The 26,042-nt window shown below is 72.4% G+C and carries 23 protein-coding genes and 1 pseudogene; 6 read left to right on the top strand and 18 right to left on the bottom strand.

The features are described 5' to 3' along the window. Window positions 1-33 precede the first annotated feature (33 nt). Window positions 34-2,196 (top strand): ATP-binding protein, encoded by a 2,163-nt coding sequence (locus tag H7827_RS18815; RefSeq protein ID WP_432746647.1) that lies wholly within the window; start codon window positions 34-36, stop codon window positions 2,194-2,196. An 18-nt stretch (window positions 2,197-2,214) separates the two neighbouring features. Here H7827_RS18815 and H7827_RS18810 read toward each other — a convergent pair whose 3' ends face one another. From H7827_RS18810 to H7827_RS18800, 3 genes are all read right to left on the bottom strand, one after another. Beyond that, window positions 2,215-2,862 (bottom strand): eCIS core domain-containing protein, encoded by a 648-nt coding sequence (locus H7827_RS18810; protein WP_432746646.1) that lies wholly within the window; start codon window positions 2,860-2,862, stop codon window positions 2,215-2,217. 29 nt (window positions 2,863-2,891) lie between these two features. After that, a complete protein-coding gene (locus H7827_RS18805) occupies window positions 2,892-4,271 on the bottom strand; it encodes a hypothetical protein (protein ID WP_432746645.1) in 1,380 nt (459 codons plus the stop codon). 183 nt (window positions 4,272-4,454) lie between these two features. After that, on the bottom strand, window positions 4,455-5,105 hold the full coding sequence (locus tag H7827_RS18800; protein WP_030735897.1) for a LuxR C-terminal-related transcriptional regulator: 651 nt from the start codon (window positions 5,103-5,105) through the stop codon (window positions 4,455-4,457). A gap of 328 nt (window positions 5,106-5,433) precedes the next feature. Here H7827_RS18800 and H7827_RS18795 point away from each other — a divergent pair, with 328 nt between their 5' ends. Beyond that, window positions 5,434-6,336 carry a sterol desaturase family protein gene (locus H7827_RS18795; protein ID WP_432746644.1) on the top strand — a complete coding sequence of 301 codons (903 nt, stop codon included), beginning with the start codon at window positions 5,434-5,436 and terminating at the stop codon, window positions 6,334-6,336. Here H7827_RS18795 and H7827_RS18790 read toward each other — a convergent pair. The 12 genes from H7827_RS18790 to rsmI all read right to left on the bottom strand — a co-directional run bounded on the left by H7827_RS18790 (window position 6,306) and on the right by rsmI (window position 18,903). Continuing rightward, complete coding sequence (locus tag H7827_RS18790; RefSeq protein WP_200366667.1) at window positions 6,306-6,638, bottom strand: hypothetical protein; 333 nt, start codon at window positions 6,636-6,638, stop codon at window positions 6,306-6,308. The two genes, H7827_RS18795 and H7827_RS18790, sit on opposite strands and share 31 nt — an antisense overlap. Before the next feature lie 35 nt (window positions 6,639-6,673). Next, window positions 6,674-7,810: a galactokinase gene (gene galK / locus H7827_RS18785; RefSeq protein ID WP_432746643.1), complete on the bottom strand. Its 1,137-nt coding sequence runs from the start codon at window positions 7,808-7,810 to the stop codon at window positions 6,674-6,676. Then, entirely contained in the window at window positions 7,807-8,781 is a 975-nt protein-coding gene (gene galE / locus H7827_RS18780) for a UDP-glucose 4-epimerase GalE (protein ID WP_200366665.1), read from the bottom strand. The genes galK and galE overlap by 4 nt, the downstream gene beginning before the upstream one ends. After that, the gene (gene galT / locus H7827_RS18775) at window positions 8,778-9,833 is read right to left on the bottom strand and encodes a galactose-1-phosphate uridylyltransferase (RefSeq protein WP_432746642.1); all 1,056 of its coding nucleotides are present in this window, start codon (window positions 9,831-9,833) and stop codon (window positions 8,778-8,780) included. The genes galE and galT overlap by 4 nt, the downstream gene beginning before the upstream one ends. Before the next feature lie 588 nt (window positions 9,834-10,421). Next, window positions 10,422-11,111, bottom strand: a complete 690-nt coding sequence (locus H7827_RS18770) for a response regulator transcription factor (protein ID WP_200366663.1) — start codon at window positions 11,109-11,111, stop codon at window positions 10,422-10,424. Then, the gene (locus tag H7827_RS18765) at window positions 11,108-12,781 is read right to left on the bottom strand and encodes a PQQ-binding-like beta-propeller repeat protein (RefSeq protein ID WP_432746641.1); all 1,674 of its coding nucleotides are present in this window, start codon (window positions 12,779-12,781) and stop codon (window positions 11,108-11,110) included. Before H7827_RS18765 ends, H7827_RS18770 begins: the two co-directional genes overlap by 4 nt. An 85-nt stretch (window positions 12,782-12,866) precedes the next feature. Continuing rightward, the gene (locus H7827_RS18760; RefSeq protein ID WP_432746640.1) at window positions 12,867-14,732 is read right to left on the bottom strand and encodes an ABC-F family ATP-binding cassette domain-containing protein; all 1,866 of its coding nucleotides are present in this window, start codon (window positions 14,730-14,732) and stop codon (window positions 12,867-12,869) included. Window positions 14,733-14,734: 2 nt separating this feature from the next. Beyond that, window positions 14,735-15,670 (bottom strand): 4-(cytidine 5'-diphospho)-2-C-methyl-D-erythritol kinase, encoded by a 936-nt coding sequence (locus tag H7827_RS18755; RefSeq protein WP_432746639.1) that lies wholly within the window; start codon window positions 15,668-15,670, stop codon window positions 14,735-14,737. A 302-nt stretch (window positions 15,671-15,972) separates the two neighbouring features. Further along, window positions 15,973-16,833 (bottom strand): 16S rRNA (adenine(1518)-N(6)/adenine(1519)-N(6))-dimethyltransferase RsmA, encoded by an 861-nt coding sequence (gene rsmA, locus H7827_RS18750; protein ID WP_432746638.1) that lies wholly within the window; start codon window positions 16,831-16,833, stop codon window positions 15,973-15,975. Then, on the bottom strand, window positions 16,826-17,668 hold the full coding sequence (locus H7827_RS18745) for a TatD family hydrolase (RefSeq protein ID WP_432746637.1): 843 nt from the start codon (window positions 17,666-17,668) through the stop codon (window positions 16,826-16,828). Before H7827_RS18745 ends, rsmA begins: the two co-directional genes overlap by 8 nt. A gap of 37 nt (window positions 17,669-17,705) precedes the next feature. Continuing rightward, complete coding sequence (locus tag H7827_RS18740) at window positions 17,706-17,993, bottom strand: hypothetical protein (RefSeq protein WP_432746636.1); 288 nt, start codon at window positions 17,991-17,993, stop codon at window positions 17,706-17,708. 31 nt (window positions 17,994-18,024) lie between these two features. Continuing rightward, entirely contained in the window at window positions 18,025-18,903 is an 879-nt protein-coding gene (rsmI, locus tag H7827_RS18735) for a 16S rRNA (cytidine(1402)-2'-O)-methyltransferase (RefSeq protein WP_386533563.1), read from the bottom strand. Window positions 18,904-18,934: 31 nt separating this feature from the next. On the opposite strand from rsmI, the gene H7827_RS18730 reads away from it, so the two are divergent. Continuing rightward, window positions 18,935-20,680, top strand: a complete 1,746-nt coding sequence (locus H7827_RS18730) for a dolichyl-phosphate-mannose--protein mannosyltransferase (protein ID WP_432746635.1) — start codon at window positions 18,935-18,937, stop codon at window positions 20,678-20,680. A gap of 112 nt (window positions 20,681-20,792) precedes the next feature. Here the strand turns inward: H7827_RS18730 and H7827_RS18725 are convergent, their stop codons facing one another. Beyond that, the gene (locus H7827_RS18725; protein WP_432746634.1) at window positions 20,793-20,927 is read right to left on the bottom strand and encodes a hypothetical protein; all 135 of its coding nucleotides are present in this window, start codon (window positions 20,925-20,927) and stop codon (window positions 20,793-20,795) included. 106 nt (window positions 20,928-21,033) lie between these two features. Further along, window positions 21,034-21,987 (bottom strand): NmrA/HSCARG family protein, encoded by a 954-nt coding sequence (locus tag H7827_RS18720; RefSeq protein ID WP_432746633.1) that lies wholly within the window; start codon window positions 21,985-21,987, stop codon window positions 21,034-21,036. A 287-nt stretch (window positions 21,988-22,274) separates the two neighbouring features. Here H7827_RS18720 and H7827_RS18715 point away from each other — a divergent pair, with 287 nt between their 5' ends. The 3 genes and pseudogenes from H7827_RS18715 (at window position 22,275) to H7827_RS18705 (ending at window position 25,055) form a co-directional block, all read left to right on the top strand. Then, window positions 22,275-22,523 (top strand): ArsR/SmtB family transcription factor, encoded by a 249-nt coding sequence (locus tag H7827_RS18715; RefSeq protein ID WP_432748001.1) that lies wholly within the window; start codon window positions 22,275-22,277, stop codon window positions 22,521-22,523. 245 nt (window positions 22,524-22,768) lie between these two features. Next, a pseudogene (locus tag H7827_RS18710) lies at window positions 22,769-23,187 on the top strand (site-specific integrase); the annotation flags it as partial. A 230-nt stretch (window positions 23,188-23,417) separates the two neighbouring features. Further along, complete coding sequence (locus H7827_RS18705; protein WP_432746632.1) at window positions 23,418-25,055, top strand: penicillin-binding transpeptidase domain-containing protein; 1,638 nt, start codon at window positions 23,418-23,420, stop codon at window positions 25,053-25,055. A gap of 71 nt (window positions 25,056-25,126) precedes the next feature. Here H7827_RS18705 and H7827_RS18700 read toward each other — a convergent pair whose 3' ends face one another. Beyond that, window positions 25,127-25,897, bottom strand: coding sequence for a hypothetical protein (locus H7827_RS18700; RefSeq protein WP_386533577.1), 771 nt, complete (start codon window positions 25,895-25,897; stop codon window positions 25,127-25,129). Window positions 25,898-26,042: the final 145 nt, after the last annotated feature.

Genomic DNA, 26,042 nt, shown 5'->3' with positions numbered 1-26,042 from the left:
CGCCGCCGACCGGCCACAGAGGAAAGAACGACGGTGAACCGCAAGGTGGATGAGGTCCGCACGGACCCGCCCGGAAGCACGACGAGCGACCCGGCCCCGGCCGTCCCCGAGGGCCCACCGTCCCGCCCCGATCCGGCCCTGCCGCTGCTCACCCGGCTCGCCGCGCTGCGCGAGCGGGTGGCCGCCCTCGTGGACCTGCGCTCCGCCGACGACCCCACGGCGGGCGACCCGCTGCGCGGCCTGCACCTGCCGGAGGAAGCGGTCGGGCATGTGCTGCGCGGGCCCGGGCGGGAGCGGGACGGGGCGGACACCGACGCCCCGCTGCTCAGCTCGGAACCGGTCGGGCCGGCCGACCGGATCGCCTCGCTGACCGTACGGATGGGGCTGTCCGAACTGGACGCCGCGCTCCTGCTCATCGCCCTCGCCCCGGATCTCGACCGGGACTTCGAGACGCTGTACGCCTACCTCAACGACGATGTCAGCCGCCGGCGGGCGACCATCGGCCTGGCCCTTGACGTGTGCGGCCTGTCCCTCCTGGACGCCGGGGCGCGTGACCGGTTCCACCCCACCGCGCCGCTGTCCTGGCTCGGCCTGGTGCGGGTCGGGGAACCCGACGCGCCGTTCCTGAGCCGGCCGCTGCGCGTACCCGACCGGCTGGCCGCCCATCTGCTGGGCAACGACACCCCCGACGCCGTCCTGGACGGACAGATCCGTCCGCTGCCGGTCCCTCAGATTCCCGCGCCAGCCCCGGACTCCGCCGCCGCTCCGGCCGGTACCGCTCCGCCCGGCGCCGACGCCTCCCTCACCCACCGGCTCGCGGAACTCCTCGCCGAGGACAGCCCGCCGCTGGTCTACCTGCGGGAGCGGCGCGAGGGGGACGGCCTGGCCTGCGCCGTCGCCGCGCTCGCCGCCGCCGGCCGCCCCGCGCTGCACCTCACCACGGCGGCGAGGACACCGTCCTCCCCGGACGCCGCGGACACGACCCCGCTGCCCCAGCTCCTCCTGGAGGCCAGGCTGCGGGACTGCGCGATCGTGGTGTCGCCGCTGCCGGCACAGCCCGCCGAGCTGATCAAGGCGCTCGACGTGGGCGGCGTCCCGGTGATCCTCACCGGCCCGGCCGCGTACGACCCGCAGTGGTGCGACCCCGACCCGCTGGTCCTGGACGCGCCGAGGCCGAGCTCGGAGCCCGCCGGCCTGTGGGCGGAGGCGCTCGGCCTCGAACCGGCCGAGGACCCCGGCTTCGACCTCGCCGCGACCGTCGCCGCCTACCGGCTCGGCGGCGACCGCATCCGCCGGGCCGCCCACTCCGCGCGCGGCCTGGCCGCCCTGGACGGCACCGCGCTGACCGCCGCGCATGTACGGCTGGCCGCCCGGCAGCAGTCCGCGTCCGGCCTCGAACAGCACGCCCGCCGGATCATGCCGGATGTCGGCTGGAACGATCTGGTGCTGCCCGAGGCCACGCGGGAGCAGCTGCACGAACTCGCCCAGCGCGCCCGGCACCGCGAACGCGTCCTGGGGGATTGGCGGCTGAGTGCCGGCGGCGGCCGGGGGCGCGGCGTCCTCGCGCTGTTCGCCGGGGAGTCCGGCACCGGCAAGACCCTGTCCGCCGAGGTGGTCGCGGCCGATCTGGGCCTGGACCTGTACGTCGTGCAGCTCTCCTCGGTCGTCGACAAGTACGTCGGCGAGACCGAGAAGAACCTGGAGCGGATCTTCACCGAGGCCGATCGCACCGACGCGGTGCTGCTCTTCGACGAGGCCGACGCGGTCTTCGGCAAGCGCTCGGAGGTCAAGGACTCCCACGACAGGTACGCCAACCTGGAAAGCGCCTATCTGCTGCAACGCCTGGAGGCGTTCAGCGGCATCGCGCTGCTCACCACCAACCTGCGCGCCAACATCGACGAGGCCTTCACCCGCCGGCTCGACCTGGTGGTCGACTTCCCCTTCCCCGACAAGGAGCAGCGGCTCGCGCTGTGGCGGCACAGCCTGACCCATGTGCCGTGCGCCGAGGACATCGATCCGTCCCCGTGTGCCAGGGACTTCGAGCTGTCGGGCGGCGCGATCCGCAGCGCCGTCATGACCGCCGCCTACGCGGCGGCGGCCCGCGATTCCGCGGTCACCTCCGAGGACCTGCTGACCGGCGCCCGGCGGGAGTACCGCAAGGCCGGGCGCCTGGTGAAGGAGATCGGCAGCTGGTGACCGGCGGAGCGGGCCGGGTCACCCCTGCGCGTGGCCCTGGTCGTGCTCCGGCTCGTCGGGCATCCGCTCGATCTCGTCGGCCTTGGCCTCCGCCGCCCGCTCGTCCTTGTCCCCCGGGCTGGAGAGGCTGATCCCCCCGCCCGTGTCCGTGCCCTCCACCGGCCCCTTCGCCTGCTGATCGGCGTGGGTCAGCTCGTGGTACAGGGTGTGCGGGTTGTCGGCGCCCGCTCCCAGCACGATGTGCTGCCGGCCACGGTCGGTGGTGGTGTAGGCGCGGGCCCCCATCGCGGCGGCCGATGCCTGGGCGTCCGCGCCCCTGTGCACCTCCACCCGCCGGAAGGTGGTGCCCAGCGCCTTCTCCGCCTTGCCGCGTATCTTCGGGTCCACCGGACTGCCCGGCTTCCGGGTCACGGCCTGGACCTGCGCCGCCTCCCGCTGCACCGGCTGATCGTGGCCGCAGCCGGCGCCGTGTTCGTGCTGGTCCTGCTCGGCCGCCGCCCGTTCCCGCTGCACCCGCAGCGTCCGGGAGACGGCGCCGTTGCCCGCCAGCCGCTGGAGGGCCAGCACCGCCTGGGGGCCGGCCGGCGCCGCCGGCCGCCGTACGGTCCGGGCGGGCCGGGCCGCGCCCGCGCGGCCCGACTGCTCCGGTTGCTTCTGCGCTCGCATGCCTGAGCCTGTACCTCGCTGGTCGGTGATCAGTAGTAGCGCGTTTCGCGGTCGCGGTCGCGCCGTGAGCTGCTGCGGGACAGGCTCGGAGCACGGAAACTGCTGCTCTGGCTGAAGACGGGCTCGTCCTCGTAGTCGCTGGCGTAGCTCGCCTGGCTGCTGCTGGGCCGCGGGGCGCTGACGCTGTTGGAGCGGCGCAGGGAGCTGCGGCTGGGGCCACCCGTCCCGCTGCCGGACGCGTAGGGGTCGATGTCCCGGCTGCGGGAGCTGCTGGGCGGGTAGCGGCCGGAGGTGCTGACGGGCGGGTAGTAGGAGGACGACCGGCTGGAACGGTCGCTGGGTGCGTGGCTGCGGCCGGACACGCTGTTGGACCGGCGCAGGGGACTCGGGCCGGGGGTGTACCCGTCGCTGTCGTAGGGGTTGGCCGGGCCGGGATCGGGGCGGTAGGGGGTCTTGGCCAGTCTCCGGAGAGAATCGCGCTGGCTTTCGCCCGCGCCGGAGCTGCTGCGCTCCCGGTAGTACGAGGTGTCCAGCTCCCTCGGACTCTTACTGCGTGACCGGACATCGGGGTAGTCCTGGAGCGGATCCGTCAGCTTGTAGTGCTTCCTTTCGGAGCGCAGATCGTACGAGTGCGCACCGTACTTCTGCATGTACGCGCTCGACTCGGCCGGGCCGGGGAGCGCCCCGCCCTGTGCCACGCGCCGCCCCGCATCGAGCTCGGCACGCTCGTACGGCATCAGAGGGCGCGTACGCTTCTCCTCGCCCTGGTCGTCGAGGTACGGAACACCGCCCGTGAAACCGCTCAGCATGCGCTCATAGCTGGCGTTCGCCTGCTTTCGCGGCACCGAGGGTGGCAGATCACGGAAGGTGTTCGGCAACTGGACCGTCTTGCCGCTCTTCCTGTCGCGCTGCCGGTGTTGGTTGGCGTACTCCACGGTGCTCATGTGCATGGCGTTCGCGGGGTTGTTGGCCGAGATCAGGGCGTCTCGCTGAGCGTCCCGATATTCGTCCTGCCGGTAGGGAGACTCCCCGTACTCCTTACGTGTCCCGGTACCTATATGCGCCTTATGGGCCTTGTACTCCTCGTAGTAGCCGGGCATGCCGCCCTCGATCCTGCGGACCTGTGGGTTGCTCCTCCGGGGCCCTCCGATGCTGGAGGGTACGGCGGCGGAGTACACGATCGGATGCTCGTTCTCGTGTGTCTTGCCGGAAACCGGCTGGCCGTACTCGTCCTCGAGATACTTGGCTTCCTTGCCCCGGTAGTTGTAACTTCCCTGCCCTCCCGTGCGCTGCACGGGGAGCGCGCCCGTCACCCCGCGCGACACCGCCTTGTTGCCCGCGGTCCGCTGGATGTTCAGCATCGAGGACGCCGCGGAGTTCACCGCGCCGTCCCGCGAAGGGCTCGCCACCGGCGGCCTTCCCCGATGCTTGCCTGATTCCTCGCGCGCGTACACCGATCACTCCCGGGACTGTGCTGACGATGCTCTGCTCCAGGAGAGGACGTTACGGTGCGGCGCGAGGGCTGCCGAGAGCCGTGGGGGCACGCCTGTTGCCTGTTGAGGCAGGCGTGCCGGCGGGGGCCGGGCGGCCGGTCAGTCGGCCGGCGGGACGCCCGCGCGGCGGGCCAGGGCCACGGCGGCCAGGGTGGAGTGGACGCCCAGCTTGCCCAGGACGTTCTGCATGTGGGTGCGCACGGTGTGCGGGGAGAGATAGAGGCGCTCGGCGACCGCCTTGCGGCCCAGGCCCGACAGCATGCAGCGCAGCACCTCCAGTTCCCTGGGGGTCAGTGAGGCGACGAGCCGCTGGTGCTCGGTGCGGTTGCGGCGGTCGTGGGTCAGCTCGCGTAAGACGCCGGTGAGCAGGGCGGGCGGGACGTGGGTCTCCTCGCGCAGCACACCGCGGACCACCACCAGCAGCCTGGCGAGTGAACTGTCCTTGGCCACCCAGGCGTTGGCCCCCGCGGTGAGTGACTGCGCGGCGCGCCGCGGGTCGTCGTAGGTCGCGAGCATCACGGGGCGCAGCTCGCCGTGGCGCTCGCGGACGAGGGTGAGCAGGGTCTGTGACTCGGCCATGTCGACGTCCAGCAGCAGGACGTCGTAGCCGGCCCGTTCCAGCTGGTGCACGGCTGCCGGAACCGTGCCGACGGCCGCCGCCTCCACGTCGGTCTCCGCCGTGAGGGCGGTGGCCAGCGACTCGGCGAAGATGCGGTGCTCGTCCACCACCAATACGCGTATGCGATCCATCGGACTCCGCCCCCTGACGCGAACGGGCGGGCCTGGTGGGCGCATTCGGGTACGGCCGCCGCCGTCCCGTAGCACCCACCGCTCTCGCCCCCTGAAAAACAGCTGTCGGCCCCCACCGATGCTGTCCCTCCAATGTACGGGCGGAAACGTCTGGGTGAAGGGGTTTGGCGGAAGTCGGCCATCCCGGAAAGGAGTACGAAGACGGAGCCGCACGCCCGGCGGGGCGCCACGCTGTGCGCGGTGCGCGCCACACGCGAGCGCTATTCATCCTATAGGCGGTCTTATCCGATGGAGGGGTGGTATACCAACCCTCTGGGTAACATCCGCCGTGGACACTCTGCCCGAGACAGAATACGTACCCATCCGGTCGAATTCACTACTCCGCAAAACCGCTTATCCGCTCCTTCTGTTCGCTCTCGTCGCCACCGTCGCGTCCACGCTCGCCTTCGGCTGGGATCTGAGCACCGCCAGCATGCCCTTCCTCGTCGGCACCATCGCGTACCTCGCCCTTCTGGAGCGGCTCATCCCGCACAACCCGGACTGGCACCCCAGCCGCCGCGAATGGGGCCGGTACGGGATCTACTACGCCTTCACCACCATCGGCAGCGTGATCGCCGAACTCGCCGTGCTCGCCGGTGTGGAGCGGCTGTCCCCCGACGTGCCCCGGTTCGGGCTCGCCGTCGAGATCCCGCTGGCGCTGCTGGTCGGCTCGCTCGCCAGCTACCTCATCCACCGCTGGGGACACACCAACAAGTACCTGTGGCGGCTGCACGGCGTGCACCACGCCCCGGACAAGGTGAACGTCGCCAACAACGGCGTCAATCACGTCCTTGACATCATGATCTCCCAGGGCATCGTGCAACTCGCCCTGGCGCTGGCCGGGTTCTCGGCCCAGGCGGTCTTCGCGGTGGGCCTGTTCGTGGTCGCCCAGGGCTTCTTCGTGCACGCGAACATCGACGTCCGCACCGGCTGGGTCGGCTACGTCCTCGCCAGCCCCGAACAGCACCGGCTGCACCACAGCACGGAACTGTCCGAGGCCGGCCACTACGGAAGCGATCTGTCCATCTGGGACAGCCTCTTCGGCAGTTTCACCTGGTATCCGGGACGCCGCCCCGAGCGGGTCGGGCTGCACGACCCCGCGTCGTTCCCCCCGACCGACGCGGTGGTCGCCAGCATGCTGCACCCGTTCCGGCAGGGCCGTCAGAGGGACAGGCGGCCCACATCGAGCTGACCGGGTTCACCGGCGCCCCGCTCGAAGGAGAACAGCATGGAGCACGGGTCCTGGACGTCGACCCGCACCGGCCGGCCGAGCCGGACGCACAGGGCCCGTGCCACCTCGGTCAGGCGGGTGCGCTCCTCGGGGGAGTACGCCGGGAAGCGCGCCCAGCTCTTCTCCTCCAGCTCCCGCGCGATGAGTTCCATGAACGCCACCCGGGCCCGCTGCTCCTCCTGCGGGGACATCGGGGTGAGGATCACCTCGTCCGTCGCCCCTCCGCCGGCCGCCGCACGCACGTTGTAGAGATCGCGGATCACTAACTCTCCCGTCCCGTAAGCGAGTTGGACGGCGATCAGCGTACGGGCAGCCTCCGGGCACCCGGCGACGGGATGGCGGTAAAGATCCTCGGGGCGGTGTGACCGGCCGCCGCGAAAGCGTCGGACACGGCCTTTCCGGTCACCTCCGCCGCGTCCTCCTCCACCAGGACGACGGCCGAGCCGCCGAAACCGCCGCCCGTCATCCGGGCACCGAGCGCACCGGCGGCGGCCGACGCCTCGACCACCAGGTCCAGTTCGGGGCAGGAGACCTCGAAGTCGTCGCGCAGCGAGGCGTGGCCCTCGAACAGCAGCGGGCCGATCTCGCGGACCCGGCCCGCGTCCAGCAGCGCGGTCACCCGCTCCACCCGGTGGTTCTCGGTGACGACGTGCCGCACCCGGCGGCGGATCTCCTCGTCGGACAACCGGGCCAGGGCCGCCTCCAGCTCACCGAACGGGACGTCGCGCAGCGCCGGTACGCCCAGTGCCGCCGCGCCCGCCTCACAGGAGGCGCGCCGCTTGCCGTACGCGCCGTCCGCGTGCGCGTGCTTGACCTGGGTGTCCACCACCAGCAGCCGCAGCCCCTCGGCGGCCAGGTCGAAGGGGATCTGGCGCTGCGCCATGTCCCGGGTGTCCAGGTGCAGGGCGTGGCCCTCCGTGCAGCAGGCGGAGGCCATCTGGTCCAGGATGCCGGTCGGGGCGCCGACGTAGCCGTTCTCGGCGCGCTGCCCGATCCGGGAGATCTCCTCGCGGCTCAGCCCCAGGTCGTACAGGTCGCTCAGCGCCAGGGCCGTGACCACCTCCAGCGCGGCGGAGGAGGAGAGCCCGGCGCCGACCGGGACGTCGGAGGTGTAGTGGATGTCCGCGCCGCCGACCTCGTGACCGGCCTCGCTCAGCGCCCACAGCACTCCGGCCGGGTAGACGGCCCAGCCGCCGACCGAGCCGGGGGCGAGGGTCGCGGTGTCGATGACCACCGGCGGTCCCGCTATCTCGCGGGAGTGCACACGCACGACGCCGTCCGCGCGCCGCGAGACGGTGGCGGTGGTGCTGTGCGGCAGGGCGAGCGGCATGACGAAGCCGTCGTTGTAGTCGGTGTGCTCGCCGATGAGGTTGACCCGCCCCGGGGCGGTCCAGGTGCCCTCGGGGGCGACCCCGTACAGCTGCTCGTGCGTCACTGGGTGCTCTCGCTCTCCTGCCGGCGCGCGAACGTCCACGCGTCCTCGATGATCCCGGCCAGATCGGTACGGGTGGGCCGCCAGCCGAGCACCTCGCGGGCGCGGTCGGCGGAGGCCACCAGGACGGCGGGGTCGCCGGCCCGGCGCGGGGCCTCGGTCTCGGGGATCTCGTGGCCGGTGACCTTGCGGGCGGTCTCGACGACCTCGCGGACCGAGAAGCCGTTGCCGTTGCCGAGGTTGCAGATCAGGTGCTCGGAGGGCCTGGCGGCGGTGAGGGCGAGCAGGTGCGCCTCGGCGAGGTCGTCGACGTGGATGTAGTCGCGCACGCAGGTGCCGTCGGGAGTCGGGTAGTCGGTGCCGAAGACGGAGATGCTGTCGCGGCGGCCCTGCGCGGTGCGCAGCACCAGCGGGATGAGGTGGCTCTCGGGGTCGTGCCGCTCGCCGTACGCGCCGTGCGCGCCCGCCACGTTGAAGTAGCGCAGCGAGACGGCGGCCAGGCCGTGGGCGGCGGCCTCGCTGGTGATCATGTGGTCGACGGCGAGCTTGGTGGCGCCGTACGGGTTGGTGGGCGCGGTGGCCGCGTCCTCGGTGATGGGGGTGGTGGCGGGCTCGCCGTACACCGCCGCCGTGGAGGAGAAGACGAGGGTGCGCACGCCCGCCGCGCGCATGGCGGCGAGGAGTTCGATGGCGCCGCCGACGTTGTTGCGCCAGTACTTCGCGGGGTCGGTCACGGACTCGCCGACCTGCGAGCTGGCGGCGAAGTGCAGGACGCCGTCGTAGCCGCCGTCCAGCCAGCGGGCGGCGTCCTGGACCCGGCCCTCGATGAACTCGGCACCGGCCGGGACGCCTTCGCGGAACCCGGTGGACAGGTCGTCCAGGACGGTGACGCGGTGGCCCGCGGCCAGCAGGTGGGCGGTGACCACGCTGCCGACGTAGCCGGCACCGCCGGTGACCAGGTAACGGTTGCTCATGCGGTTGCCACCTCTCGCAGCCGGGCGGCGGCGGCCTCCGGCAGGGAATCACTGACGAACACATTCATACCGGACTCGGAACCCGCCTGGTACTTCAGCTTGTCGGGCCCGCGGCGGATGGTGAACAGCTCCAGGTGCAGGGCGAAATCGGCGCGTGCCTCGTCGGTGACGCCGCGGAAGGGAGCCTGGTGCCAGCCGGAGATGTACGGGGTGGGCGGCATGCCGGGGCCGAAGACGCGGTCGAAGCGGCGCAGGATCTCCAGGTAGACGGCGGGGAACTCCGCGCGGGCCGCGTCGTCGAGGGTCCGCAGGTCGGGGACGCGGCGGTTGGGGTAGAGGTGCACCTCGTACGGCCAGCGGGCGGCGTACGGGACGAAGGCCGTCCAGTGCTCCGTGGCGAGCACGACGCGGGAGCCGTCGGCGCGCTCCTCGGCGAGCAGGTCGTCGTAGAGGTTGGCGCCGCCGGTGGCGCGCTTGTGCTCGGCGACGGCCGCCAGGGCGCGCTCGGTGTGCGGGGTGAGGAACGGGTAGCCGTAGATCTGCCCGTGCGGGTGCGCGAGGGTGACGCCGATCTCGGCGCCCCGGTTCTCGAAGGCGTAGATCTGGGTGACGGCCGGGTTCTCGGCGAACTCGGCGGTGCGGTCCGTCCAGGCGTGCAGGACGAGGGCGGCCTGTTCCGGGGTGAGATCGGCGAAGGAGCCGTCGTGGCGCGGCGAGAAGCAGACCACCTCGCAGCGGCCGAGGTCCCCGGAGAAGGACGGGAAGCGGTTCTCGAAGACGACGACGTCGTAGTCGGCGGCCGGTATCTCGCTCAGCCGCTCGCCCTGCGAGGGGCACAGCGGGCACTGGTCGGCGGGCGGGTGGTACGTACGGCTCTGGCGGTGCGCCGCGTAGCCGACGGACTCGCCCCGCAGCCGGTCGCGCCGGATCTCGGAGGCGGGGGCGGCGAGCTCCAGCGGCCTCCGGTCGAGCGCGGTGCGGTCGGCGTCGTCGCGGGAGTCGAAATAGATCAGCTCTCGCCCATCGGCCAGCTTGACCGTGGTCCTCTTCATGCCGTCCTCACTTGCCAGCACCCACTCCAACAGAATCAAACATAATGAAGCATACCCCTGCAGCGGGCGTCAACCACATCCGTCGTGCCCCGGAGTGACGGCGGAAGGCGGCACGATCACGGCGGGCCGCTCACCGGCGACGGCGCGCGAAGGGCGAGAGTCCCCCACCGGCCGCACCACCGCACGGCACATCACTCCCCGGAACCGGACAGCAGGAACCACCACACGCCCAGGAAGAACAGAACTCCCCACCGGCCCTTCGCGCCCCACCCGGCGCCGGCGCAGCGCGGGCGGGCGAACGGGCGAAGGTGCGGGGCGTCCGCGCCGGACGACGGCACGCGCACGGGGCGCCCGCACCGGAACACGCTCGCGGGGCGGACGGGCGGCGGGCGTCCCGGGCGGAAACGGGCCGTGCGCCCGGCGAAGCGGTCAGCCGATGACCTGCCACCCGGCCACGATCGCGGCGCGGGAGGACCCGGGCAGGCACTCGGGACTCCCGGGTGGGGCCGGGCAGTCCGCCGGCGCGTGGTGCGGGCCCGCCCCGACACGCCGCCCGCGCGCTCGGAGGCCGCCGCCCCGGCCCGGCGCTCAGCCCGGGGGCAGCGGGGCGGTGCGCGGCGGGAGGTGGTTCAGCAGGCCGGTGCGGACGGCCAGGGCCGCCGCCTCCAGGCGGGAGGCCGTGCCCAGTTTCGTCAGCAGCCGCTGCACATGGGTACGCGCGGTGCTCGGGGCCACCCCCAGGCCGGCCGCTATGAGCCGGGTGTCCTCGCCCTCCACGATCCGCAGCAGCACATCGATCTCGCGCTCCGTCAGCAGGGACGCCAGCCGCGCCCCCTCCGCGTCCGGGCCGCTGCTGGGGCTGAGCAGTTCGCCGAACGCCTCCCGCAGCAGCGCGGGCGCCACCGCCGCCTCGCCCGCCCGCACCTTGGCCATGGCGCGTTCGACACCCTCGATGCGCTCGTCGTGGCGCACATACCCGCGCGCCCCGGTCGCGAAGGCCACCGCGACCCCGCGCGGGCTGGGCACCGGGCCCAGCACCAGCACCCCCACCCGCGGTGCCTCACGGCGCAGCCGCTGCACCAGATCCAGCGCCCCCGGCGCCTCCGGCGCGGCCGAACCCAGCAGGCACACCTCGGGCTGCTTGCCCAGCACCAGGTCCGCCGCGCGTCCGGCCGGCGCGCCCGCGCCCAGCACCCGGTGCCCGCGGACCCGCAGCGCGGAGGCCAGCGCCTCCGCCACCAGCCGCCGGTCGTCGACGACCACGACCCGTACGCTCATCGATAGACCAGCGCGGCGGGTGTGTCGGGCTCGTCGTGCGTGTAGTACCGCTCATTGACCATGACGAAGGCGCCGTTGTGCCACAGCAGCATCGTGTCGTCGTCGATGACATCACTCATCATCGCCCATTCCACATCCCTTTGCGTGCGGTCCAGCGTCATCAGCGGGGTGGCTTCCTCGGTTTCGGGATCAATGGCGACCACCATGCCCTCAGTCTGCGAGTCGGCGAGCTGATACGCGAGCACTTGGCCGTACACGACCGCGAACGGCTTGATATAGCCGCCGCTGATGGGCTTCACGTCGTACAGTGCCGTCCCGGTGCTCAGGTCGAAGGCGACCACCGAGTTGCCCTCTCCCCCCACCGAGGGCTGCCCGGTGAGGTAGAGGAACCCGTCGGTGACCTCCGCGCCGCGGCAGTCGTCCAGGATGTTGACCCGGCACGGCCGCACCTGGCGCTCCGGATCGAAGTCGATGACGTGCGCGATCTCCTCGTACGCGTCGTCGATCACCCAGATCTGCTGCACCGGGCTCTCGGTCATGTCACCGACCCGGGTGGCGACCACCAGCGGGGAGATGGACAGGACGGACTCGACGGTGAACGGCTCCCCCTCGTGTTCGGCGCCGAACTCCCACTCCCACAGGTCCTCGCCGCTCGGTGCGGTCGCGCGGACGCTGCCCCGGTCGAACTCCAGCATCCCGCCGCAGGTCATCACGGCGACCAGGGTCTCGTCGATGTTGGCGTAGTTGCGCTCGCGGCAGTCGTCGTCCGAGCGCGGCTCCCAGATCTTCTTGGCGTCGGTGATGCTGTAGCCGGAGCCGCCGTTGGCGGTGCCGATCGCCACGATGTCGCCGACGATCGCCGGGAAGTCCCAGCCGCCGCCCAGCGAGTTCCGGCTCGCCTCGTGCCGCAGGGTGAACAGCTCCTCCCCCGCCGCGATGTCCACGACCGTCAGGAACTCGCACTCCAGGCCCTGGAGCACCGCCACCCGGTCCTGGGAGGCGGTGACGGAGGCGTTGCAGCCGCCCTCGTGGTGCTCCAGCGGCACGGTCCACACCTCGGTGCCGTCCGTCAGGGCGTACGCGACCAGGCCCTGCGGCATCAGCCGCACCAGGTGGTCGCCGGAGATCCAGGTGCCGGAGGCCTGGATCAGGCCGTCGCCGACCTCGGGGATGGGCTCCTGCCAGGCCAGGGAGGCGTCGACCGGTTCGGTGGGCAGCGGGTCCTGTTCGCCGGGCGCGGTCTGCGCGCCGTTGCCGCCGTCCCCGCCCTCATCCGCCGTGTCGCCGGTGAGCAGCCACACCGTGCCGCCGCCGATCAGCGCGAGGGCGAGCAGCCCGGCCACGCCCATCAGCGCCCACTGCCAGCCGGGCCGCCGGGGCTTCCTGACCTCGATCGAGCCCCCGCCGTACGGGGAGGGCGCGGGCAGCGGGGTGCCGGGCGCCGGGTGGGCGCCGGGCGAGGTCGGCGGGCCGAAACCGCCGGCCGGCGGTCCGGTCGGCGGGCCCTGCCCGGAGTCCGCCCCGTACCCCCACGCGGCGGACGGCGGGGGTGGTGGGGTGGCCGGGCCGAAGCTTCCGCTCGGGGGCCCGGCCGGTGGCGGGGTCGCCGGACCATAGGGGGACGGCGGTGGTGTGGATGGCGGCTGGGACGGCGGTGGCGGCTGAGACATGGACTCCCCCTGGGCGGCGGCACGCCCGTTCTTTCTACCACCGCGCCCCGGCACGACGGACGGCCGTACCCGTGCCCACGGGCTCTCAGGCGCCCTCGGACAGCTCCAGCCAGCGGGTCTCCAGCTCGTCCCGGCGGGCCGACAGCTCCCGCAACCGGCTGTCGAGGCCGGCCACCCGCGCGAAGTCCGTGGCGTGTTCGGCCATTTCCTTGTGCAGGTCGGCCTCCTCGCCGTCGAGCCGCTCCAGTTGCCGCTCGATCTTCTGGATCTCCTTCTGCGCGGCGCGGGACAGCTGGGCCGGGGACGCGGCGGCCGGGGCGGCCCCGGCCCCTCCCGCGGCCGGCGCAGGCTGCGCCGCCTGCGGTGCCTTCCACGCCGACCTGCGCTCCAGGTACTCGTCGATGCCGCGCGGCAGCATCCGCAGCGTCTGGTCCCCCAGCAGCGCGTAGACCCGGTCGGTGGTCCGCTCGACGAAGTACCGGTCGTGGCTGATCACCACCAGCGATCCGGGCCAGCCGTCGAGCAGATCCTCCAGCTGGGTGAGCGTCTCGATGTCCAGGTCGTTCGTCGGCTCGTCCAGGAACAGCACGTTGGGCTCGTCCATCAGCAGCCGCAGGATCTGCAGCCGCCGCCGCTCACCGCCGGACAGATCGCCGACCGGCGTCCACTGCCGCTCCTTGGTGAAGCCGAACCGCTCGCACAGCTGCGAGGCGGTCATCTCCCGCCCCTTGCCGAGCTCGACGCGCGACCGCACGGACTCCACGGCCTGGAGCACCCGCCACGACGGGTCCACCTCCCGTACCTCCTGGGAGAGATACGCCAGCCGTACGGTCTTGCCGGTCCTGATGCGGCCCGCGGTCACCAGCGGCGAGCCGCCGCGGTCGCCCTCGGGGTCGGCGGCGGACTCGGCCATGGCGCGCAGCAGCGAGGTCTTGCCCGCGCCGTTGACGCCGACCAGGCCGATCCGCTCGCCGGGGCCGAGCTGCCAGGTGAGATGGCGCAGCAGGTCGCGGCCCGCGCCGTCCTGGCCGCCGACCCGTACCGTCACGTCCTCCAGGTCGAAGACGGTGCGGCCCAGGCGGGCGTTGGCGAACTTCATCAGCTCGGCGGTGTCGCGCGGCGGCGGCACGTCCGCGATCAGCGCGTTGGCGGCCTCCATCCGGAAGCGCGGCTTGCTGGTACGGGCCGGGGCGCCGCGCCGCAGCCAGGCCAGCTCCTTGCGCATCAGGTTCTGCCGCTTGACCTCCTCGGTGGCGGCGATGCGCTCCCGCTCGGCGCGCGCGAACACGTAGTCGCTGTAGCCGCCTTCGTAGGCGTGCACCGCGCCGCGCTGCACGTCCCACATCCGGGTGCAGACCTGGTCCAGGAACCAGCGGTCGTGCGTGACGACCACCAGCGCGGAACGGCGGGTGCGCAGATGGCCGGCCAGCCAGGAGATGCCCTCCACGTCCAGGTGGTTGGTGGGCTCGTCGAGCACGACCAGGTCCTGCTCGGCGATCAGCAGCTTGGCGAGCGCGATGCGGCGCCGCTCACCACCGGACAGCGGGCCGATGACGGTGTCCAGGCCCTGCGGGAAGCCGGGCAGGTCGAGCCCACCGAACAGGCCGGTCAGCACGTCCCGCACCCGGGCGTCGCCGGCCCACGCGTGGTCGGGCTGGTCGCCGATGACCTCGTGCCGGATGGTGGCGGCCGGGTCGAGGGAGTCGTGCTGGGTGAGCAGACCGAGACGCAGCCCGCCCACGTGGGTGACCCGGCCGCTGTCCGGCTCCTCCTGCTTGGCGAGGACGCGGATGAGGGTGGTCTTGCCGTCGCCGTTGCGCCCCACCACGCCGATCCGGTCGCCCTCCCCGACGCCCAGGGAGATGCCGTCCAGGAGCGTACGGGTGCCGTACACCTTGCTGACGGACTCCACGTTGGCGAGGTTGCGGGAGGAGGAAGAGGGGGTGGACAAGGTCAGGCTCCTGAGATGGTGAGAACGCCGGCGCCGGGGGCCGGGGAGGTGGTGGCGCGGGCGGCGCGGCAGGTGCCCGAGCCCTCCAGGACGGTGGCGATCCGGGCGGCGGTGGGGGCGTCGGGGGCCAGGAAGGCGCAGGTGGGCCCGGAGCCGGAGACCAGTCCGGCGAGGGCGCCGGCGGCGTTGCCGGCCTCCAGGACGTCCTCCAGGGAGGGGCGCAGGGAGATGGCGGCCGGCTGGAGGTCGTTGCTCAGCGCCCTGGCCAGGGCGTAGGCGTCGCCGTCGCGCAGGGCGGCGAGCAGGGCGGGGGACGCCTCCGGGGCGGGGGCGGGGTCCTCGCCGCGCAGCCGGTCGCACTCGCGGTAGACCTCGGGGGTGGACAGGCCGCCGTCGGCCAGGGCGAACACCCAGTGGAAGGTGCCGCCGACCGGGAGCGGGGTCAGCAGCTCGCCGCGGCCCAGGCCGAGGGCGGCGCCGCCGACGATGGCGAAGGGCACGTCAGAGCCGAGCCGGCCGGCCAGTTCGAGCAGTTCCTCACGGGGGGTACCGGTGCCCCACAGTTCGGCGCAGGCGAGGAGGGCGGCGGCGCCGTCCGCGCTGCCGCCGGCCATGCCGCCGGCCACCGGGATGTCCTTGTCGATGTGGAGGTGGACGTCGGCCCGTTCCCGGCCGGTGTGCTCCGCGAGCAGTTCGGCGGCGCGGGCGGCGAGGTTGGTGCCGTCGAGGGGGACGAGGGCGCTGCCGGGTCCTGCGCAGGTGATGGACAGCCGGGGCGCGGGGCGGGCGGTGACACGGTCCTGGAGGCCGACCGCGAGGAAGACGTTGGCGAGGTCGTGATAGCCGTCCGCGCGCGGCGGACCGACGGCCAGTTGCACATTGACCTTCGCGGGAACGCGGATCGTGACGGCCGGCACGGAGGCGGCGGGATGGGACATGCCCCACAGCCTAGGGCGTGCCGGCGGGGCCCCGCCCAGGTGATGGCGGGAGAGAACCGGCCGGGGGACCGGGTGCCCCGCCCGGCCCGGTGAAACCGGTCCCGGATCGGCTCGGGGCACGTTCCGGGTTCCGGAACCCGGACGGGCACCGTGACCGGCACACCGGGCCGGGTTCTCCGCCGACGCCCGTGCGCGCACCTGTGGTCGGCGACCCCCGGGGCGCCTTCCAGGCCGTCCTCGACCCGGCCGGCCCCGCGTTCCGCCGCGTCCGGCCCGCCCGACGCCCCGCGATCCGCCCGCCGTCAGGCGGGACGGTGTTCCGCGATCCGGGCGAAGTCCTCCACCGACAGCGCCTCGCCGCGCGCGCCCGGGCTGACCCCTGCCGCCGTGCACGCCGCCTCCGCCGCCGCCGGGGAACCGGCCCAGCCGGACAGGGCCGAGCGCAGCGTCTTGCGGCGCTGCGCGAACGCCGCGTCGATCACCGCGAAGACCTCTTCGCGGGACGCCGTCGTCACCGGCGGTTCGCGGCGGGTGAGGGCGACCAGGCCCGAGTCGACGTTGGGGGCCGGCCAGAAGACGGTGCGGCCGATCGCCCCGGCCCGGCGCACGTCCGCGTACCAGGCGGCCTTGACCGACGGCACCCCGTACACCTTCGAGCCGGGAGGCGCGGCCAGCCGGTCGGCGACCTCGGACTGGACCATCACCAGGCCGTGCCGGATGCCGGGGAAGAGCGCCAGCATGTGCAGCAGCACCGGGACGGCCACGTTGTAGGGCAGGTTGGCGACCAGCGCGGTGGGGGCGGGGCCGGGCAGTTCGGTGACGCGCAGCGCGTCCCGGTGCACCAGGGAGAACCGGTCGGCGCGCTCCGGCAGCCGGGCGGCGACCGTGGCGGGGAGCGCGGCGGCCAGGGTGTCGTCGATCTCTACCGCCGTGACATGTCCGGCGGTGCGCAGCAGGGCCAGGGTCAGGGAGCCGAGCCCGGGGCCGATCTCGACCACGACATCGTTCTCGTCGACACCGGCGGCGCGCACGATGCGGCGCACCGTGTTGGCGTCGATGACGAAGTTCTGGCCGCGCTGCTTGGTGGGGCGGACCCCCAGGGCCGCGGCGAGTTCGCGGATGTCGGCCGCGCTGAGCAGGTCCCCCTCGAGTGCGTCAGTCATCGCCGAACACCCGCACCGTGTTGGCCGCGATGTGCGCGGCGAGGTCGTCCTCCGGCAGGCCCTTGATCTCCGCCATGGCGCGCAGGGTGACGGGGATGAGGTACGGGGCGTTGGGGCGGCCCCGGAAGGGGGCGGGGGTGAGGAACGGGGCGTCCGTCTCCACCAGGAGCAGTTCCGGCGGGGCGGCCAGCAGGGCGTCGCGCAGCGGCTGGGCGCTGGCGAAGGTCACGTTGCCCGCGAAGGACAGGTAATAGCCCTCGGCCGCGCAGATCTCCGCCATCGCCGCGTCACCGGAAAAGCAGTGGAACACGGTGCGTTCGGGAGCGCCTTCTTCCTTGAGAATGCGCAACACGTCCTCATGGGCGTCCCGGTCGTGAATGACCAGGGCTTTCCCGTGCTCTTTCGCGAGGGCGATGTGACGGCGGAAGGAATGGTGCTGGGCGGCCTTTCCCTCCTCGCCGGTGCGGAAATAGTCGAGCCCGGTCTCGCCAATGGCCCGCACCTGCGGAAGGCCGGCCAGCGAGGCGATCTCCTCCAGGGCGGCGTCCAGCCCGTCCCCCAGCCGCGGTGCCTCGTTCGGGTGCAGGGCGACGGCCGCCCAGATCCGGTCGGGGTACCGGGCGGCGATCTCGGCGGCCCAGTGGGCGCGGTCGACGTCGCAGCCGATCTGCACGACCCGGGTGACTCCCACGGCGGCGGCAGCGGCCAGCGCCTCCTCGACGGTGGTGTCCTGCATGTCGAGGTGGGTGTGCGCGTCGGCGACGGGTACGGCCAGCGGCTCGGGCGGCGGAGGCGGTACGGACTGCTCCGCCTTCGCCTTGGCGGACTTGGGCATGGGGTCGATCCTACGGCGCCGTGCGGCGCCCCCGTGCTCAGCCCCGGGCCCGCCGGACGGCCGCCACCCGCCCGGGCCGCATCACCCGCACCCGGTGCCCGTCACAGTTGGGGCAGGTCGGATAGGTGAGCGGCGAGCGGACCTGTTTTCCCCCGACGTAATACTCGACGATGGGGCGGCCGTGCGGATCACGCAGATGCTCGACGCTGAATTTCTGCTCCCAGCCGTAGCCGCAGCTCAGGCAGGCGAAGGAATACGCGGCGTGGGTCGTGTATCCCTCTGCGCTGCCCATTTCCGGCGGGAGATTCGGATTCGGAACATTCATGGTGCGGCTCCTTGGAGACCTTCACCCCATTTTAGTCCGCTTTGGCCGCCACCACCGCGTCGAAGACGTTCCGCTTGGGCAGCCCGGCCTCCTTGGCGACCTCGGCGATGGCCTCCTTGCGGCGCTGCCCGGCCTCCTCGCGGGCGGCCACCCGGCGCGCCAGCTCCTCCGCGTCCACCTCGGCCGTCCCGGCGGCCGGGGCGCCCTCGACGACGACGGTGATCTCACCCCGTACCCCCTGCGCCGCCCAGCGGGCCAGCTCGGCCAGCGGCCCGCGCCGTACCTCCTCGTACGTCTTGGTCAGCTCCCGGCACACCGCCGCCCGCCGCTCGGTGCCGAAGACCTCGGCCATCGCGGTCAGGGTGGCGGCCAGCCGGTGCGGCGACTCGAAGTAGACGAGCGTGCGCGGCTCCTCCGCGACCTCGCGCAGCCGCGCGGAGCGCTCCCCCGGCTTGCGCGGCGGGAACCCCTCGAAGCAGAACCGGTCCACCGGCAGCCCGGACAGCGCCAGCGCGGTCAGCACGGCGGAGGGCCCCGGCACCGCGGTCACCCGTACCCCGCGCTCGACGGCGGCGGCGACGAGCCGGTATCCGGGGTCGGAGACGGAGGGCATGCCGGCGTCGGTGACCAGCAGCACCCGGGCGCCGCGCACCAGCTCCTTGATCAGCTCGGCGGTGCGGACCGTCTCGTTCCCCTCGAAGTACGACACCACCCGGCCGCCGGTCTGCACCCCCAGCGCCTGGGTCAGCCGGCGCAGCCTGCGGGTGTCCTCGGCGGCGACAATGTCCGCGGCCTCCAGTTCGCCGCCCAGCCGGGGCGGGGCGTCCGCCGGATCACCGATCGGGGTGCCCGCCAGCACCAGGGTGCCCAGCTCCCCCTCGTACGCCGTGTACTGCGTCTCCTCCGTCATACGCCCCATCCTCCCAGGCCCGGATGTCAAGATGGCCCGCGTGAGCAGTAGCGAGAGCGGCCGGACGCTGACCGACGCACCGCCCCGCCCCGAGCCGGGCGGCGGCGCGGACGGCGGCGGCTGGACGGAGCGGCTGCGGTCCTTCGGCTACCGGCCCCCGCCCGGCCCGCGCGGGGTGCGCGAGCGCCTGGTGCCCTCCCACCCCGCCCCGGCCGGGCGCCTGTGGCGCTACCTCGGGATCGCGCCGGGACCGGCCGCCGCGCTGGCCCGCGCCATGGGGTGGCTGGGCCCGCTGCTGGTCGCCACCCTCGCCGGGGCGCTGCGCTTCACCCGGCTCGGCGAGCCGGACGCCGTCATATTCGACGAGACGTACTACGCCAAGGACGCCTGGTCGCTGCTCCAGCACGGCTACGAGACGGTGTGGCCGGACGACGCGAACCAGCGCATCATCGACGGCGACGTCCCGGCCACCGACGCCGCCGCGTACATCGTGCATCCGCCGGTCGGCAAGTGGATGATCGCGCTCGGCGAGTGGGCGTTCGGCATGAACCCCTTCGGCTGGCGCTTCATGGTGGCCCTGCTCGGCACCCTGTCGGTGTTCATGCTCTGCCGCATCGGCCGCCGGCTGTTCCGCTCCACCGCGCTGGGCTGCCTGGCCGGGCTGCTGATGGCGGTGGACGGGCTGCACTTCGTGATGAGCCGCACCGCGCTGGTCGACCTGGTGCTGATGTTCTGGCTGCTGGCGGCCTTCGGCGCGCTGCTGGTGGACCGCGACCGGGCCAGGGAACGGCTCGCCGCCGCGCTGCCCACCGCGGGCGAACCCGTCCTGCGCCCGCACCGGCCCACCGCCGAACGGCTCGGGCTCGGCCTGCGGCCGTGGCGGATCACCGCCGGGGTCTGCCTGGGCCTGGCCTGCGCCACCAAGTGGAACGGCCTGTACGTGCTGGCCGCCTTCGGCATCCTCACCGTGCTGTGGGACGCCGCCGCCCGCCGGACCGCCGGCGCCCCGCACGGCCCACTGGTCGCCCTGCGCAAGGACGCGCCGCCCGCCTTCCTCTCGCTGGTGCCGGTCTCCCTCGCCGTCTACCTGGCGTCGTGGACCGGATGGTTCGCGACCTCGGGCGGCTACTACCGCACCTGGGCGGAGCGCGAGGGCGCCGGGCCCAGCGCCTGGGAGTGGGTGCCGGGGCCGCTGCGCAGCCTGTGGCACTACACGAGTGAGGTCTACAGCTTCCATCTGGGGCTGACCTCGGACCACTCCTACGAGTCGAACCCCTTCAGCTGGCTGGTGATGGGCCGCCCGGTGCTGTACTTCTACGAGTCGCGCGACCCGGGCGAGGACGGCTGCGACCGGGCCGGGGGCTGTGTGCGCGAGGTGCTGGCGCTGGGCACCCCGCTGCTGTGGTGGACGGCCTGCGCCGCGCTGGTGTACGCGCTGTGGCGCTGGCTGCTGCGCCGCGACTGGCGGGCGGGCGCCGTGCTGTGCGCGGTGGCGGCGGGCTATCTGCCGTGGCTGCTCTACCAGGAGCGCACGATCTTCTCCTTCTACGCCGTGGTGCTGGTGCCGTTCCTGTGCCTGGCGGTCGCGATGCTGATCGGGGCGCTGCTGGGGCCGCCCGGCTGCCCGGAGCGGCGGCGCGCGCTGGGCGTGGTCGCGGCGGGGGTGCTGGTGCTGCTGATCGTGTGGAACTTCATCTACTTCTACCCGATCTACGCGGGCCAGGAGATTCCGGTCGACGGCTGGCGGGCCCGCATGTGGCTGGGCACCTGGGTGTAGCAGGGCCAGCGCCGACTCCCGCGTCACACCATCCCAGTCGTTGTTGGCAGCCCTCCGCTCTTTGTGAGCATCACCTGGCGGCCCCCAGGCGGCCCGCACGAGCGATCCAGCGTCATGACAGCCGCCCCCTCCCCTTGCGGCTCGCCGGACGCGCCGACTCGACCCGAACAGTCAATCGGTCGCCATCACCCGGGTCGATGTCCATCACGTGGAGATCGTCGAGGCCGACGAGCAGGTCGCAGTTCACGCAGTAGGTGTTGGCGTGATGGCAGCGCGTAGGGGCACGCGCCACGGGCTCGGACAACGTCGAGGCCTTCCCGAATGGCGCGTGTCTGATCTCGTCGGCGATGGGTCTAGTGACCAAAGGTGACCGGCTGGCCATGCCAGTCGGTCTTGCGGAGGAACTGTTCCCAGCTCAGCGTGTTGGGATCGATGCGCCGGCTCCACGTCGTGTCGCGGTCGTCTCGGAAGTATCCGAGTTCGACCGCGTACTGGACCATGCCGAGGGTTTCGTCGACCAGCAGAGGGTTCTCTCCCAGTGCGGGGAAGTAGGTCAGCAGGTCTTCGCGAGAGTAGGCGCTGCGGTATTCGGCTTTGAGTCCGGTGACGCGGGAGAACTCCTCGACCATCTCGGCTGGGGAGATGACGTCCCCCACGACCGGCAGACAAGCGCCGCGGTAGGTGTCGGGGTTGGAGAACACCTCGAGAGCGGCCGGCCCGGTCGCGGTGAGTGGGTCCACGAACGGGGCACGGAAGTCTTCGGGGAGGTAGAAAGGCATGAGCACCGTGTCACCATCAACGCGCGGGGGGTAGTACTCCAGCGCGTTGGTGTAGAAGAACGAGAGCATGATGAAGGTGTGCGCGATCGGCAGAGTCCGGATGTACTCCGCGACGAGCGCCTTATCGGTGAAGTGCGGGGCGTACTTGGTGCCCGAGGACCGCTCGTCGACGTTCTCGAGAGCACTGAAGACGACGTGTACCACTCCGGCCTCGACCGCTGCATCGGCAAGTTGGCGCCCGAGAAGGAACTCCTCGGTGGAGGGCGGCGCGATGGGCGGGGTCATCAGGAAGGCCCCCTCGGCCGATCCGAACGCGTCGACGAGCTCGCGCTGGTGACCCAGGGCGAGAGGAACCTCGGCGATCTCCGCTCCCAGTCCTGCCAGGCTCCGGGCCTGGGCAGAGTCGGCGTCTCGGGTCAGGGCTCGCACTCGGAACCTGCCGCTCTCAAGCAAGGAGGTGGCGACGCTCCTTCCCTGCTTGCTAGTGGCACCCGCGACGACGATCAACGGCTTGCTGCTCTCAGACATCGTGTACTTCCTCTTGTGTATCCCGGAGCTCGCGGCGGACGGCAGTTGCGCGGCAGATACCGGAGGGGCGTGAACGCAACGACCATATCGCGATATCGCGATGTGTCAATGTGTGGCTGGGGGCGAACTCGGTTCGTCATATCGAGATACGATGGTGTGTGAGAGGCGAGGAGGCGACCGTGGCGACGTCACAGGCAACGAACTCAGGCGGCGACGCGGAGAACGAGCCCCCTCAGGCTGCGGTCGAGGCCTTGAAGGCGCTGGCGAACCCTGCACGGCTGCAAATCATGGACTGGCTGCGGGACCCTCACAGCGAGTTCGCTCAGTGGGAGCCGATAGCCGACCGGGACGAGGTCGGAGTCTGCGTCAGCCATCTGCAGGCCAAGTCGGGGCTGGCGCAATCGACAGTCTCCTCGTACATGGCAACCCTCGAGCGGGCAGGCCTGGTACAGGCCACACGGGTCGGCAAGTGGATCCACTACAAACGCAACGAGGGCACGCTGTCGCGACTCGCGGAGATGCTCCGCGGCACATAGCGACGATCACGAAAGGGCGCCACGAGGCGACCAACGGCGCACGGCACACCAGACTCCTCGCGACATCGCGGGCGTGACTGAAGCAGGAACCAATCCCTGCCTCCGCGATCCTCGAAGCCTCGCCTTCCACGCCAGCCGCGATCATTCCCCCAGGCATCGACCAGGGCGGTGTGTTCCACCAGATCGATCAAGCACTTGGCGACCGTTGCCCCCACCTGAAGTAGAGCCCCCATACGTGCCCCACACTGGCTGAGGCGCTCAGGCTGTACATGGAGGAGTTCCCGCCGGTCGAAGTCACGCTTCCCTGGATCAAGCCGGACGGGCCGCCGGTGACCAATCGGCTGATCTTCACCGGAAGCGGGGGGAGTCACATCAGGGAAAGCCACTTTAATGATCACAAGTTGAAACCAGTTCTGGCTGTTTCTGGCATCATTCCTCTCCGGAGAAGGGTGAGCGGTACGAGTCCGCCCGGGAACACGGCATGCACGCTCTCAGGAACTTCTACGCCTCGGTTCCGCTCAATGCCGGGGAGAGCATCCGGGCGGTGAGCCAGAACCTCGGGCACAGCGATCCAGGGTTCACGCTGCGGGTGTACACGCACCTCATGCCGAGCAGTGAGGGACGCACCCGGAGGGCCGTGGACAACGCCTTCCGAAGTGTCTGACGGCCCCAGAGCCCATCGCATGGCCCTGATCTGGGGTCCCGCCCCAGGTCAGACCCATTCTGCGTCCGTACTCGGGAAGTCCATCTACTTTTACCCGATCTACGCGGGCCAGGAGATTCCGGTCGACGGCTGGCGGGCCCGCATGTGGCTGGGCACCTGGGTCTGAACACGGAGGGTCAGCGGCTGCTTGTAGGCTGCGCACGCGGGGTGGATCGAGGGGCAGGGACGGGATGCGGAACGGGCAGAAGGTCGCCGTCATCGCTGGGGTTTTCGTGGTGATGGCGACGGGCGCCGGATTCGGTGCCTACAGCATGCTGAGCGGTGACGGCGACGACGGCGGGCAGCAGAACGCGTCGTCCACCTCGGACGCGGAACCGGAGGAGAGCGCGCCGCCGTCGGCGGCCGAAGTGCTCGAGGTCTCCGGGGACTTCCTCGACGCCTGGGCGGCCGGGGACACCGACGGTGCGGCGGCGCTGACGGACGACGCGGGGTCCGCGGCGCAGGCGCTGGCGGCGCTGGCCGAGGACGCGTCAGTGAGCGGGTTCACGCTGAGCGCGGGCGCCCCCGAGGGCGGCTCGGTGCCGTTCGGCGTGGTGGCGAACATCGCGTACGAGGAACTGCCGGAGCGGGAGTGGAGCTACGACTCCGAGCTGACGGTGGTGCGGGACGCCGACTCGGGTGAGATCGTCGTCGACTGGGAGCCGTCGGTGCTGTACCCCGGGCTGGCGGAGGGGCAGCACATCGAGACCGGACCCAGCGGTGAACTGCCGCCGGTGACCGTGCTGGACGCCGAGGGCGGTGAGCTGACCGCCCAGGCGCATCCGACGCTCAAGGGCGTGCTGGAGGACATCGGCGAGCGGTTCGCGGACCACTCGGGCGCCAGCCCGGCGGTCGTCACCCGGATCACGGACGCCGAGGGCGGGACGGTCGAGGAGCTGATCGAGCTGGCGGAGCCGGTGGCCGGCGAGGTGCCGACCACGATCGTGCCGGCGATCCAGGCTGCGGCCGAGGCGGCGGTGGCGGACAAGGACCGGGCGGCGGTGGTGGCGATACAGCCGAGCACCGGCGCCATCCAGGGCGTGGCCAACGCTCCGGCGGACAGCTTCGACATCGCGCTGCAGGGCAGTTACGCGCCCGGCTCCACCTTCAAGATCGTGACGGCCTCGCTGCTCATAGACGAGGGGCTGGCCTCGGCCGGGGCGAAGCACCCGTGCCCGAAGTACTTCGAGCACGGCGGCTGGAAGTTCCAGAACCTCGACAAGTTCGAGATCAAGGACGGCACGTTCGCGGACTCCTTCGCGGCGTCCTGCAACACGGCCTTCATCAGCCAGGCGGGCGAGCTGTCGGACGAGGCCCTGGGGGACCACGCGCGGGACGCGTTCGGGCTCGGCCTGACCTGGAGCGTGGGCGTGTCCACGCTGGACGGGGCGGTGCCCACCCAGTCGCTGGCGCAGATGGCGGCCTCCCTGATCGGCCAGGGCGGGGTGCGGATGAACCCGATGACGATGGCGTCGGTGTCCGCGACCGTGAAGTCCGGCACGTTCAAGCAGCCCTACCTGGTGCCCGCCGAGATCGGCGGCCGGGAGCTGGCGACGGCGGCAGGACCCTCCGCGGCGACCGCCGCGGAGCTGCGGTCGCTGATGAACCGCACCGCTGTGAACGGCACCGCCGCCGAGGCGATGGCCGGGCTGAGCGGGGACATCGGCGCCAAGACCGGCTCGGCCGAGGTGGACGGGCAGGACAAGCCGAACGCCTGGTTCACCGGGTACCGCAATGATCTGGCGGTGGCGGCGGTGGTGCCGGATTCCGGGCACGGCGGCAGCAACGCGGGCCCGGTCGTGGCCCAGGTCCTGAGCGCCGCTCCGTAGCGGCAGGGGCCCGTCGCGCCGGACGGCGGGACGGGTACGGAAGGCGGCGCGCTCCGTTGGGGGCGCGATGTTCAGCAGTTGACGCCCACGGTGGTGGGCGGGCTGAGGGCGAGGGCCCGGTCTTCGGTGGAGGTCCAGCCGAAGGCCGGGCCCTCGGCGTCGACGGTCAGACCGCTGATGCCGGTGTCGTTCCAGGTGTGGGCGAAGGCGGAGCGGACGGTGATGTCCCGGCAGCCGCCGGTGCCTTCGAAGACCAGGGCGGTGCGGCCGGTGGCGACGTCGGTGTCGGTGGCGTTCTGCCGCGGCGTCAGCAGGAAGCCCACACCGTGGCCGTTGACGGCGGCGGCGTCCTCACGGCTGACGCTGGGGAAGGCGGGGGTGGTGCCGCCGTGGTGGACCACCTGGAGGATGGGCCGGATCTCGCCGTCGAACCAGGTGGCGACGCCCTGTTCGCCGCGCATCGGATAGCCCGGGGTCTCCTGCCACCGCCAGGCGCTGATCGCCACCCAGCGGTCGACGCCACCCACGGTGGTGATGACGTACACGTCGGGTGCGGCGAGGTCGATCAGGTCGGCGTCGGGGATCGGGGCTCCGGCGGCGGTGGCGCGTACCAGGCAGGCGCGGGCGGCCAGTTCGGCGTCGACCGCGAGGTCGTCCGCGCCGTCCGCGCGCAGGGTGTCCACCAGGGCGAGCACGTGGTCGGTGCCCGGCCCGGTCGCCGTGTCCAGGTCTGCTTCGGGGACGCAGGCTCCGCTGCCCGGGGCGGGGTCCGCGTGCCCCTGGCCGGCCGTGGCGGCGGCCAGGGCCAGGACGAGGGCGGCCGTGGTGACGATGCGTCGCATCCTGGTCCCTCCCGGGGGTCGCCGGCTGCCGATGCTAACCCAGGGGCCCGGGACGTACCAGGGAAAACCAGCCGCGAACGGCCGGAGCCCGGCCACCCGTACCACGCGGGTACGGACGGCCGGGCTCCGTTCGCTCCGGTCTCCC

The sequence above is a fragment of the Streptomyces sp. JH002 genome, assembly GCF_050916115.1.
Taxonomy (GTDB): Bacteria; Actinomycetota; Actinomycetes; order Streptomycetales; family Streptomycetaceae; genus Streptomyces; species Streptomyces xiamenensis.
Note: the sequence above shows the minus strand (reverse complement) of the source record. Positions and strands in the feature narration are given on the sequence as shown.